Annotated in this window: 6 protein-coding genes; 4 read left to right on the forward strand and 2 right to left on the reverse strand. The window is 65.7% G+C overall.

The features are described from left to right. Positions 1-65 precede the first annotated feature (65 nt). Positions 66-3,266, reverse strand: a complete 3,201-nt coding sequence (locus C8J47_RS12170) for a TonB-dependent receptor (protein WP_121885919.1) — start codon at positions 3,264-3,266, stop codon at positions 66-68. Positions 3,267-3,964: 698 nt separating this feature from the next. Here C8J47_RS12170 and C8J47_RS12175 point away from each other — a divergent pair. Next, positions 3,965-5,770: a glycoside hydrolase family 127 protein gene (locus C8J47_RS12175; protein WP_404969278.1), complete on the forward strand. Its 1,806-nt coding sequence runs from the start codon at positions 3,965-3,967 to the stop codon at positions 5,768-5,770. Positions 5,771-5,885: 115 nt separating this feature from the next. Then, entirely contained in the window at positions 5,886-7,793 is a 1,908-nt protein-coding gene (locus C8J47_RS12180) for a S9 family peptidase (protein ID WP_121886207.1), read from the forward strand. Positions 7,794-8,067: 274 nt separating this feature from the next. On the opposite strand, the gene C8J47_RS12185 is transcribed toward C8J47_RS12180, so the two are convergent. After that, entirely contained in the window at positions 8,068-9,177 is a 1,110-nt protein-coding gene (locus C8J47_RS12185; RefSeq protein ID WP_121885921.1) for an ROK family protein, read from the reverse strand. A 124-nt stretch (positions 9,178-9,301) separates the two neighbouring features. Between C8J47_RS12185 and C8J47_RS12190 the strand changes: the two genes are divergently transcribed. Together C8J47_RS12190 and C8J47_RS12195 are read left to right on the forward strand one after the other, a co-directional pair. Further along, positions 9,302-11,872 carry a TonB-dependent receptor gene (locus C8J47_RS12190; protein WP_121885922.1) on the forward strand — a complete coding sequence of 857 codons (2,571 nt, stop codon included), beginning with the start codon at positions 9,302-9,304 and terminating at the stop codon, positions 11,870-11,872. Then, entirely contained in the window at positions 11,869-13,020 is a 1,152-nt protein-coding gene (locus tag C8J47_RS12195; protein ID WP_220683375.1) for a YdcF family protein, read from the forward strand. The genes C8J47_RS12190 and C8J47_RS12195 overlap by 4 nt, the downstream gene beginning before the upstream one ends. Positions 13,021-13,054 lie beyond the last annotated feature (34 nt).

Genomic DNA, 13,054 nt, shown 5'->3' on the forward strand with positions numbered 1-13,054 from the left:
CGCGACCGAGCCACCCCGCCAAACGACCGGCGGGGCGGCCGCATCGCGATCGCCCCGCTCACCGACTAGAAGGTCCCGCGCAGGCCGACCAGGAACTGACGCCCCGGCTTGTACTGCGTGAAGGTCGCGTTCTCGAACTGGAAGTACGAGCGCAGCGTCGCGTTCGTGAAGTTGGCCACGTTGACGGTCAGCTGCGGGGCGTTCTTCAGGCCGAAGATCTTGTCGAGATCGAACGACGACGAGAAGTCGTAGGTCGTATAGTCGGTACCGAACAACGCCGCGGCCGGAATGCCGTTCTGCGCCGCGCCGCTGTTCTGCGAGCCCTCACGCGAGGTCGTCGACACGCGCAGCATCACGCCGTGCTTCTCGTAATACCCGGTGATGTTGTAGGTGAACGGCGCCACGCCGAACGCCGTCGCCGGACCATCGCTGCGCTGGTCGACCACCGTGGCGTTGGCGTTGAAGCCGAACCCGGTCACGCCGATGTGCTTGGTGATGAAGTCGAGCGGCTGAACCCACTGGAATTCGAGACCGTTGATCGTCAGCTTGTTGGGGACGTTGACCTGCGACGTGACCTGCACCTGCGCGGCATTAGGTCCGCCACGCGAGTTGAGCGCGATCTGCTGCGTCGGGTTCAGCGTGTCGTACGTGATCCCGTACTGCGACAGGTTCGAGAACGGCACCGTGCTGATGAAAGTGTTGGTGAAGCCCTCGATCGACTTGCGGAACGCGTTGAAGCTGACGACGCCCTCGCGGCCGGTATAATATTCGAAGCCGAGGTCGAGATTGGTCGAGAGATAGGGCTTCAGCGCGGGGTTGCCGATCGTCGCCTGATCCGCCGATGGCGCGCCGAAATTGACGCCCGGCAACTGCGCGGACGGATCGGGGCGGGTCATCGTCCGCGAACCCGCGACGCGGACCACGGCGTGCTCGCTCACGTCGTAGGCGAAGGTGGCCGCAGGCAGCCACTTCGCATATTCGTTGCGCGTCGACACGTTGCTGACGAGGTTCGGATAGCGGCTGCCGTCGGGCAGTGCGGCACCGGTCGCCGTCGTGTTGCGCGGATCGGGCAACGATACCCGCCCGGAGATCGTCTGGATCGTGTTGACGTAGCGCAAGCCGACGTTGAACCGCAGCATGTTGCCGCCCAGTTCCTGCTCGCCGTTCACGGTTGCGAACGCCGACTTCACGACTTCGCGGATCGTGCCGCCGCTCGCCCCGGTATTCGCAGCACCGGTCTCCGGCGCGTTGTCGTGAAACTGGTCATAGTTGCTGGCGGCCGCGAACTTGGGCCAATCGACCGTAACGAACCCGGCCGGACCCGGCTTCAGATAGGTCGGCGCTGCCGAGTTGGGGATCAGCGAACCACCATAGGTCACCGGTCCCGCCATGCCCGCCGTCGATCCGGTGCCGTAGCCCGGATACGAAGGATAACCCGCCGGGATCACGCCGGGCGCATTCAACCCTTCGCAGGGCGGCTGCGAATTGGGCGAGGGGACGAAGATGCTGGGATTGTTGCCGCAGACGGCGTTCTGATACGCCTGACTGTTGTCGAAGCCCTGGATACGACGCGATACGTCGTCGAACGCGCCACCGACCTTCAGGTTGAGCGCCTTGCTACCCCAGGTCAGGTCGCCGCGGGCGCCCTTGTTCGTGTTGAGACGGCGCTCGTCCTGGATGTTCACGCGGCTGCCCGCGTTCCAGCCGAAATTGGCGGGGTCGTTGAGATCGAGCGCGCTCTGGATCGACGGGACGCCGCCGGTATTCGTGTAGGTGACGGTGTTGCCGACGCCCAGCGGCGTGGTCAGGCCCACCGACGGGCTTTCGCGGTGGAACGTCGAGCGTGCGTAATTGCCCTGAAGGTTGAGCTTCAGCGTGTCCGAAATCTCCCATTCGCCGCCAGGATTGACGCTGAACAGCTTGGTCGTCTCGGTATACGGGCGGAATTCGTTGAAGAACTGCGCGTTGGCGAACGTCCCGCCGGTGACGACGCAACCGATCGTGCAATCCGCCTTGTCGAACGTCAGGTTGGTCGGGATCACGGCGCCGTTGCGCACGATCCACGCCACGTTCTCGCGGATCAGGTCGTTCTTCTTGTAGCCGTACAGCCCGTCGACATAAAGGTGCAGCGTGTCGGTCGGCTGCCACTCGGCGCTGACGATCGCGTTGATCCGGTCGCGCGGACCACGGATGCTGGTCGAGCGGCCGAGACGCGGCAGCAGCGCGTTGTCGATCTGCTGGATCGATGCGCCCGGGTTGTTCGCGAGCAGGAACGCACTGTTGATCGGCGTCCCCGCCACCAGGCCTGCACCGGCGCCAGTCGGCACCACCGCGGGAATTGTCCAGTTGCCGCCACCGGTCGTGTTGCACCCCGATGCGGCGCCGCACTGCGCGGCGGTCAGGGCGGGATTGGTATAGCCAATCGTCTCGAACCCGCGCGTGTCGGTGAACAGCCGCTGCGCCGAGACGCCCGCGAGGATACCGAACTTGTCGTTGCGCCAGCTGCCGATCAGCGAGCCACGCGCACCGATCCGGTCCTCTGGCGACTGCTTGGTGCCCTGGACGTTATACGCCAGGAACGAGGTCGCACGATCGAACGGCCGTGCCGAGCGAAGGTCGATATTGCCGGCCGCGCCGCCTTCGAGAAGGTCGGCGGTGTAGCTCTTGTTGACCGTCAGCTTGGTGAACAGGTCGGTCGGGAAGAAGCTCAGATCGACCGAGCGATCGGTGCCCTGCGCATCGGTCGCGCCCGACGACGCCACCGCGATCGTCGCGCCGTTCAGAGTCACGTTCGTGAAGTTCGACCCCAGCCCGCGGATCGCGACGTTGGTGCCTTCACCCGTCACGTCGCGCGTGATCGTGATGCCGGGAATGCGATTGAAGGATTCGGCGATGTTCGTATCGGGAAACTTGCCGATATCCTCCGCGAAGATCGAATCGGTAAACCCGGTCGCCGCACGCTTGGCGTTGGTCGACTTGGCGAGACTGGAGCGATAGCCGGTGACGACGATATCGGCGCTGTTCGCTGCATCGATCGCGCCCGGAGTCTGATCGGAATTCGGCAGGGTCGCTGCCGGCGCGGGCGCCGACGCCGGGGCAACAGGGTCTGCTGCGGTCGGGGCCGCGCCTTGAGCCGCGGGCGGCGACGGGTCTTGCGTCGGCGGTATGGTCTGCGCTGCGGCCATGGTCGCGGACACTGCGGCCATCGTCGTGGCGCCCAGCAACGCCGCGCGCGTCAGACGTGATACCATTTTAAAAGGGGTCATGATCAGAATCCTCTCTGAAGCCTCGCCGACGTTGCGGCGAGAACGCGTTTATGGTCGGTGGAAGTCTGGACGCGCGTCAGTCGGCGCGGAGCAGCGATTGCTCCGGCGTGCTGATTGCAGAAAATGAAGCGCGAAACCCATCCAACCCCCGATCATGCCTGTCTTGAGCAGGCTATTGATAGCGGTACCTTTAGGTCGACTGGTGACCGAGTCAAGACCCACCGGCATGGCCAATCTTCACGCACAGGCGACCGGGCGGGGAGATAATCATGAAAAATATCGCGCTTCTGTATGACCAATTTGCCTAGCGGCCCCAGCGTCAGTCGCGCCATTTCCTATCGCGGCAGGCCGCAGCCCTTATTCGCCGATGCGCTGGCGAGCATGAAAAAATGGAAAGGTACCGCTCCCGCGACCTGAGCTCCTCTAACCTTACGGTAGCGCGTATTGCGGAGCGTCGTTCATCAGTTTGGTGAAATCGTCGCCACCAGCTTTGACATCCCGCGGAATACCAATACTCTGACAAAAAATCGATCTGGAGAGAGATGTTGGCGGATGGATGTTGCGCGGGCAGGTCCCGGCGAGATTTTCTCGTGGGAACAGGGACGGCGGCGCTGACGGGGGGAGCGTTGCTTGCCGCCACCCGGTCCGCCGTCGCAGCACCAGCACCGATATCGGCGTCAGAACCGGCGGCGACGGTGATGCCGTTCGATCTCGCCGACGTCACATTGGGCGACGGTCCCTTCCTGCAGGCACAGCGCAAGACCGAGGCGTATCTGCTGACGTTGCAGCCGGACCGGATGCTCCACAATTTTCGCGTGAACGCAGGGCTCAAGCCCAAGGCGCCCGTCTATGGCGGATGGGAATCCGATCCGACCTGGGCGGATATCAACTGCCACGGTCATACGCTGGGCCATTACCTGTCCGCGTGCGCGCTCGCGTACCGGTCGACGGGCACTGCGGCGTACAAGCAGCGGGTCGACTATATCGCGCGCGAATTGGCTGCCTGTCAGAAGGCCGCGGATAGCGGCTTGATCTGTGCGTTTCCCGATGGCGCGAAACTGGTCGCGGCGCATCTGCGGGGCGAGCCGATCACCGGCGTGCCCTGGTATACCCTGCACAAGGTCTATGCCGGGTTGCGTGACGGGGCGATGCTGGCGGACAGCGCAGCATCACGCGCGGTGCTGTTGAAATTCGCCGATTGGGCTGTGATCGCGACGCGTCCGCTGAGCGACGCGCAGTTCGAGACGATGCTCGAGACCGAGCATGGCGGCATGAGCGAGGTCTTCGCCGACCTGTTCGCGATGACCGGCAACGCCGACTACAAAACGACGGCGGAGCGGTTCGCGCAGAAGGCGATCATGGCGCCGCTCGCCAAGCGCCGCGACATGCTCGACGGGATGCACGCCAACACGCAACTGCCCAAGATCATCGGCTACCAGCGGGTGTGGGAGATCACCGGCAACCCAGACTATCACGTCGCGGCCGCGTTCTTCTGGCAGACGGTGGCGCGGACCCGGTCGTTCGCCACCGGCGGGCACGGCGACAACGAGCATTTCTTCCCGATGGCCGATTTCGCGGACCACGTCTTCTCCGCGAAGGGATCCGAGACCTGCTGCCAGCACAACATGCTGAAGCTGACGCGGGCGCTGTTCCTCCACGATCCGCAGGCGGCGTATGCCGATTACTACGAGCGCACGCTCTACAACGGGATCCTCGCGTCGCAGGATCCCGACAGCGGCATGGCGACCTATTTCCAGGGCGCCCGCCCCGGCTACATGAAGCTGTATCACACCCCCGAACACTCGTTCTGGTGCTGCACCGGCACGGGCATGGAGAACCACGTCAAATACCGTGATTCGATCTATTTCCACGATGCCGACGCGTTGTATGTCAACCTGTTCCTGCCGTCGTCGGTGCGGTGGCGCGACAAAGAGGCGGTCGTCACGCAGACCACCACTTTTCCCGAGACACCGACGACGACGCTGCGCTGGAGTTCGAAGCGCCCGACCAGCGCGACGCTGAAACTGCGGCATCCGCACTGGAGCGACACCGCAGTCGTGCTAGTCAACGGCGTCGAGACCGCGCGATCGACAATGCCCGGCAGCTATGTCGATATCGCGCGAACGTGGCGCGACGGGGACCGGGTCGAACTGCGACTGGCGATGGAGGTCGCGGTCCAACGCGCACCCGCCGCACCCGATATCGTCGCCTTCACCTACGGCCCGCTGGTACTCGCCGGCGCACTAGGGCGCGAAGGACTGGCGCCGGGATCGGACATCATTGTCAGCGAGCGCAAATACGGCGAATATAACGCCACGCCGTTCACCGCACCCGACCTGGCCGGCGATCCCGACACGCTCGCTGCGACGGTAAAGCCCGGCCCGAGGCCGCTCGAGTTCACGACGGTGTCGGCCGGGGGGCAGCCGATCCGCCTGATCCCCTATCACCGGATCGCGCACGAGCGGTACGCGACCTATTGGAAGGTCGAGCGCGGGGCGGTCTGACGCACCAACCGGCATCGCTCCGGTTCGATCTTCGATCCGGTCCTCGCGTCGCCGCTTGCGGGTTGAGGTGGACGCGGTAAGCATGGCGACAACCTGCCGTCTGCCGGAGCTTTCGATGCGCCTGACCCTTGCCGTTGCCCTTCTCGCCGCCACGTCGCCGGCCTCCGCGCAGACACTGCATCAATATGGCGGTCTGGCGTTGTCCGCGGCCGGCGACCGGATGGCGACGATCGAGGGCAATGGCAGTCACAATGTCGTGACGATCCGCGCCGCTGCCGATGGCCACGTGGTGCGGACGATCGATCCGTGCCCGACATGCAGCTATGCCGGACTGACGTTCGCCCCGAACGGCGATCTGGTGTTCCTCGCACGCGACACCACTGCGGGCACGGTGCGCCTCACCTATGCCGATGCAAAGACGACGCGCACCATCGCGACGATCGGCGGCATCGCGCAGACGCCGCGGGTATCGCCCGACGGCAAGCGGATCGCGTTGCTCGTAACGCTGGGCGCCGCGAAGGAATCGGGCGCGACGCAGGCCGGCGTGCGGATGATCGGCGAGATCGGCGAGAAGAACGACGAGCAACGGCTCGCCGTGTTCGACCTCGCGCGCAGCAACGAGGCGGTAAAGCCGCTGTCGCCGGCGGGACGCTATGTCTACGAATATGACTGGACGCCCGACGGACGCGGCTTCGTCGCGACCACCGCGCTCGGTAATGGCGACAATAACTGGTGGGTCGCGACGCTCGATGCGATCGATGCGCAGAGCGGCGCGGTTCGCGCGATCGCCAAGCCGGGGATGCAGATCAACCAGCCGCGCGTCTCGCCGGACGGTCGGACGGTCGCCTATATCGGCGGCCTGATGAGCGACTTCGGATCGATCGGCGGCGACGTCTATACTGTCGGTCTCGGCGGCGGGACACCGCGCAACATCACGCAAGGTGCAAAGTCCACCGTGACGACGATCGACTGGACCCGAGCGGGCCTTCGCGTCGTCACGCTCGCGGGCGACCAGGTCCAGTTCGGCACGCTGACACCCGGCCAGCCTGTAGTCCCCGGCTTCGCGAAACCCGTGAGTACGGCGGCGGGAGACGGTCGCGCGGCGTTTTCCGCGGATGGCCGGGTCGCCGCCGCGGTGGTGCAGGACTACGAACGCGCGCCGGCGATCTTTGCGGGCTCGATCGTCGCCCCCGGTGCCGGGGTGAAGCAGGTCACGCATGACAACGACGCCGCCCCGGCCCTCGCCGCCGCGCGCAGCATCAGCTGGAAGAACGATGACTACGACGTGCAGGGCTGGCTGCTCGCCCCCCGCGTCGCACCGACCGGCAAGGCGCCGATGATCACGATCGTCCACGGCGGGCCGTCGGCGGCCTCCACGCCGAACTATCTGTACCCGACCTCGCTCAACGCGGCGCTGGTGAAGGCCGGCTATTACGTGTTCCTGCCCAATCCGCGCGGCAGCTACGGCCAGGGCGAGGCGTTCACCGCCGCCAACAAGCGCGATTTCGGCGGCGGCGACCTGCGCGATATCCTCGCCGGGATCGATGCGGTCGAGCGTGTCGCACCGGTCGACGACAAGCGCCTTGGGCTTGGCGGGTGCAGCTATGGCGGGTTCATGGCGATGTGGGCAAATACGCAGACCGACCGCTTCAAGGGAATCGTCGCGGGTGCCGGGCTGTCGAACTGGGTCAGCTATTACGGCACCAACGGCATCGACCAGTGGCTGCTGCCGTTCTTCGGCAAGTCGATGTACGACGACATGAAGGCGTATGAGGACGTGTCGGCGATCTACCAGGCCAAGCGGGCGAAGACGCCGACCTTCATCTATGTCGGCGAGCGCGACATCGAGGTGCCACCGACGCAGTCGATCGAATGGTGGCATGCGCTGAAGGACCGCAACGTACCGGTCAGTCTGGTGATCTATCCCGACGCCGGGCATTGCGTGACCGGGCCCGAGCAGTCGGCGGACGTGCGCCAGCGCGCGATCGCGTGGTTCGACCGCTATGTGAAGGCCGCGCGCTAACGGCTTCGGCCGAGACTTTGGGATCGACAATCAGTGTGGGACGCGCGCCGGTCGTTATTCCGTCATCCCGGGCTGGCTTGGCGCTTGTCCCCGTCAAACATGCGCCCGTCATTCCCGCGCAGGCGGGAACCCATACTGGCATACCTCGCGATATGATCGCGACCGTCTTAGCATCTGGGTCCCCGCCTCCGCGGGGATGACGGGATATGAACGGATCTCGCGCATCACACCGATTGTCGATCGCCCCCCCTGTCCGCACGCGGGTTCGCCGGACTCAAGGCACGGTCGTCGCGTGGATCGGCAGCAGCGCGGCGCCGATCGTCGCGGCGGCGCCTTCGAGCGTCGACACCGAGATCCGCGGCGGCGTGGCGACGTGATCGCCGATGTGCATCGCCGCGAAATCGATATGCTCGACCAGCGCGGTCAGGATGCGATTGGGCAAGGGGCTGGAAATCACGAACTCGCCGGGGTCGATCCAGGCGATGCCCCAGTTGACGATCACCGCGATCTGGCTGGCGGCGCGCCGCACCCAGCGATCGACGACGTCCTCGTACCCCGCGATCGCCGCGTCGAAATCGACCAGCGAATGGATCGCGCACCCCGCCGCGCGCAGCGTCACCAGTAGATCGAGCGTCGAGGGACGCGCGTCGGTACTGGGATAGAGGCAGCCGATCTCGCCGGCACTCGCCATCGCGCCCCGCAGGATACGCCCTTCGATGATGACGCCCGCGCCGATCCCGTGGCCGAGCAAAATCACGACCGCGGTTGAACAGCGCCGCATCAGGCCACCGATATAATATTCCGCCAGCGCCGCGGCGTTGGCATCGTTCTCGATCCAGACCGGGTGGCCGATATGCTCCTCGAACAGCGCCTTGAGGTCGATGCCCCGCCAGACCGCGAGGCTGTCCACCGTCCAGCGCTTGTTCCCCTCGGGCGACGTCGAAGATCCGGGGACGCCGATACCGACTCCCAGCAGCCGTCGGCCCAACAGGCGGTTCGCGATCGCCAGATCGTGCATCGTCGCGGTCACGCACGCCGCGAACACGCACGGGTCGGGATCGTCGAACGGTTGCGAGCTGTGCGCGATCACGCCGCCGGCATAATCGACCAGCGCCACCTCGATCAGCCCACGGTGCAGCATCGCGCCGACCGCATAGCCCGCCTGCGGCGATATCCGCAGCGGGACCGCCGGACGACCGGGCGTGACGGCATCCGCGGTCGCGCACTCCTCGATCAGGCCGTGCGCCAGCAGGTTGCTGGACAGCCGGGTCAGCTTCGATGCGCTCATGGCGAGATCGACCGCCAGCTGCTTGCGCGACCGGGAGCCCGTCGATCGCAGAACCTGCATGATCCGGCGTTCGTCGTCGTCCAGCCTGAGCCTCATGTGTGACACCTCCGCACGCTTTTACGACAATCGGCTACACCATTAGTTTATTTCGTGAAATTAATTAAAATTGTCACATTGCGCGCCCAGCGGCAGCGTCAGGACACAGGGTGGGAACCAATTGATGACGAAGACTCGCTTGCGCGGTGGCTGCGCGCTGATCGCACTCGGCATGATGGCGTACACGCCGGCCTGGGCCCAAGCCGTACCGACGACGCCCGTACCGACGACGCTTGCACCGACGACCGCGTCGACCGACGACGCGTCCGCAACGCAGGTCCCGTCCGCACCTGCACAGGACGCGACGACGCCCGAGACCGGCAGCGATATCATCGTCACCGGCTCCGCGCGCCAGCAGCGCCGCTTCGACGTGTCCTACGCGGTCAACTCGCTCAGCAACGCCGAAATCCAGAAGCTCGCGCCGATCAACTTCGCTGACCTGCTCGGCAAGCTGCCCGGGTTCGCGGTCGAGAATACCGGTGGCGAGGTCCAGAACATCATCCGCCTGCGCGGCCTGCCGAGCGACGGCGGCCTGGTCACGTTCCAGCAGGACGGCCTGCCGCTGTTCCACGAGAATGACGGCAATTTCTTTCGCGGCGACAGCATCAACCGGTTCGACCTGATGACGCAGCGCGTCGAGGTCGTGCGTGGCGGCCCTGCCCCGGTCTATGCGAGCTATGCCGCGGCGATCGTCAACAACATCACCGTGTCGGGCACCGATACGACGCGCGGCAAGGCGCAGGTCACGCTCGGCGACACCGGCCTCTACCGCCTCGACGCGTATCAAGCGGGGCCGATCGACGATTCGACCTATTACGCGATCGGCGGGTTCATCCGTCATCACGACGGCTACCGCGACAACGGCTTTCCGAACGATCGCGGCGGCCAGATCCGCGGCAATATCAAACACGACTTCAGCAACGGATCGCTGCGGATCTCTGGCAACTACCTGAACGACCACAACGTGTTCTACCTGCCGATCCCGACCGCCGATCCGCGCGATCCGACCAAGTCGCTCAACCAGTATATCGATTTCTTCAGCGGCACGATGAACTCGCCGGCGCTGCGCAACGCCGATATCCGGTTCCGCGAGGCCGATGGCACGACGCGCAACGTCAATGCCGATCTCGGCAATGGTCGCCACACGCAGTTCGGCAATGTTGGGGTGCAGTACGACGCGGATTACGACGGATGGAAGGTCGCGGCGAAGGGCGGCGTGAGCGTCGGCAAGCTGCATTTCGACGCGCTCTATTCGACCAGCAACCCGTCGGACGCGAACGCCTTTGCCGCGAGCAACCTGAGCGCGGCACGGACCGCGTTCGGCGCAGGCGTGACGCGGCTCGGCTACGCGATCGCCGGCACCAACGGCGCGCAGGTCTATGATCCCAACGCCGCGTCCGGGCTCGTCGTGCCCGCGCAGTTCCGCGACGTCGTCTCTAAATATTATTCGACGCAGGGCGATCTCAGCGTCACCCGCTCGATCGCGACCGGGTTCGGCACGCATGACCTGCGCGTCGGCGTGTATGGCAGTTTGTACGGCGAAACCAACGAGGTCGCGTATCAGGACTATCTGCTCGAGGTGAAGGGCAAGCCGCGGACGCTCGACCTCATCGCCTACAACGCCGCGGGCCAGGCGGTCGGTTCGATCACCGACAACGGCGTGCTGCGCTATACGACCACGCTCAACCGCGGCAACACCGACGCCTCGATGTACGCGCTCTACGCGAACGACACGTGGGAACTGGTCAAGGGCCTGACGCTGGACGGCGGCATTCGCCACGAGCGCTACAGCTTCAAGGGCTCTGCGTTCGCGACGACGTCCGCCAATCTCGGCGACCCGAACACGCTCGCCGACAATGCGGTGCGCGCGTTCACCGGCCAGATCATCAACTCGAAGCTGAGCCCGAGCATCACCAACTGGACGGGCGGCGTCAACTACGACGTCACGCAGCATCTCGGCGCCTATGCGCGCGCCTCGCATCTCGAAACGCCGCCATCGACGCAGGTCACCTACCAGATCAACCCGACGATCATCACGTCGAAGGCGAACCAGTACGAGGTCGGTCTGAAGGCCGCATTCGGCCGGTCGTATCTGTACCTGATCGGCTTCTATACGCGCTACAATCCGCTCAACGCGTCGTTCGTCGCGCTCGACCCGGTCACCGGCCGCAACGATCAGTCGGTGCCGTTCATCGGCAAGGCCGAGATCAAGGGCATCGAGATCGACGGCAACCTCGCGCTGCCGCACGGCTTCGCGGTCACCGGCGCGCTGACGGTCAGCGATCCGCAATACAAGAGCCTGACCAACGCCAATGGCGCAAGCGCCGGCGCCGTCGAAGGCAACCAGATCGTCCGCGAGCCCAAGGTCTATGGCAACATCCGCCCCTCGGTCGACTTCGACGTCGCGGGCAATGCGGTGCAGGTCTATGGCCGCTACGAATATACCGGCAAGCGCTATGTCGACTTCTTCAACAACACCGCGCTGCCCTCGTACCAGACGGTCGGCGCGGGCATGACGCTGACCCACGACACGTGGCAGATGCAGGTGGTCGGCGACAATCTGTTCAACGCGAAGGGCCTGACCGAAGGCAATACGCGCACCGACCAGCTGAGCGGCCAGGGCACCGCTGACGCCATCTATGGCCGTCCGATCTTCGGCCGCAACGTCCGCCTCGTGGTCAGCAAGTCCTGGTGACGGGGCTGCGTATGGTGATGGCGGCGCTGGCGATGACGGCGGCGGCCCCGGTGTGGGCGGAGACGCCTGCACCGGTGGCGGTGACGGATACCGTCGCCGATGGCCTGTCGCAGCGGCTGTTCCCGATGCTGGGCGCGCTCGGCCGGTTGCCGGGCCTCGACACGCGGGCGCGGGCGGCGCGGATTGCCGCGTGTGGCGGCGGGCCTGCGTGCGTGGTCGAGGCGGCGATGTGGAGCGATCAGGACCGGGCAGCGGTCGCGGCAGCGGTGGCCCGGCTGGGGAAGACCGGCATGCGGCAGAATGCGGACCTGTCGGTGGCGGCGGGGGTCGACCAAGAGCTGGAAACGCTGAACGTCGTCCTGCGGGTTTACGGACTGGGGCTGCCGGGGCGCTATCCGAAGATCGACGGGCCGGTCTTTGCGACCGACACGCCCTTCTTTGCCGACAGCGTGAAGGTCGCGATCGATACCGCGCGGGCGGCATCGCAGGCGCGGCCTGACACGATCGCCGCGAGCGTGCGACTGGCGGTGGCGCTGCTCGACGCCAACGATGCGACCGCGGCGACGCGGTTCGACCCGCTCGACCAGCGCGAGAATGTGGGCGCGCATGCGGTGGCGGCGCGGACGAACTGGAGCGCGTATCGCTATTCGCTGCTGATCGTCCCCGGCGTCGGCCCCGAGGACAGCGCGACGGTGCTGAGCCCCCGCAGCAAGCTCCACGCGCTGCTCGCCGCGCAACGCTATCGACAGGGTCTCGCGCCGTTCATCCTGGTTTCGGGCAGCGCGGTCCACCCGCGCGGCACGCGGTTCGTCGAGGCGGTCGAGATCCGCCGCGCGCTGATCGAGCGCTACGGCATCCCCGCCGATCGCGTGATCCTAGAGCCGTATGCGCGGCACACGACCACCAATCTGCGCAACGCGACGCGGCGGATGGTCGCGCTCGGCATCCCGCTCGATCGGCCGACGCTGATCGTCACCGACGCCGAGCAGAGCAAGTATATCAAGAGCCAGACGTTCACCGACCGCAACCGCGCGGAACTTGGGTATCTGCCGGGTGCGGTGGGCCGGCGGCTGTCGGTGTACGATCTCGAATTCCGGCCGTCGCGGCTATCCCTACGCCAAGATCCGCGCGATCCTCTCGATCCATGAAGCGGTATCTCTTGCACGTATATGAGATACACGC

Source organism: Sphingomonas sp. PP-F2F-G114-C0414 (genome assembly GCF_003688595.1).
GTDB lineage: Bacteria > Pseudomonadota > Alphaproteobacteria > Sphingomonadales > Sphingomonadaceae > Sphingomonas.

What these genes read in the sequence shown, in the direction of transcription:
- C8J47_RS12170 (WP_121885919.1), bottom strand. Translation starts at nt 3,266, where the DNA reads ATGACCCCTTTTAAAATGGTATCACGTCTGACGCGCGCGGCGTTGCTG.
- C8J47_RS12175 (WP_404969278.1), top strand. Translation starts at nt 3,965, where the DNA reads ATGCCGTTCGATCTCGCCGACGTCACATTGGGCGACGGTCCCTTCCTG.
- C8J47_RS12180 (WP_121886207.1), top strand. Translation starts at nt 5,886, where the DNA reads ATGCGCCTGACCCTTGCCGTTGCCCTTCTCGCCGCCACGTCGCCGGCC.
- C8J47_RS12185 (WP_121885921.1), bottom strand. Translation starts at nt 9,177, where the DNA reads ATGAGGCTCAGGCTGGACGACGACGAACGCCGGATCATGCAGGTTCTG.
- C8J47_RS12190 (WP_121885922.1), top strand. Translation starts at nt 9,302, where the DNA reads ATGACGAAGACTCGCTTGCGCGGTGGCTGCGCGCTGATCGCACTCGGC.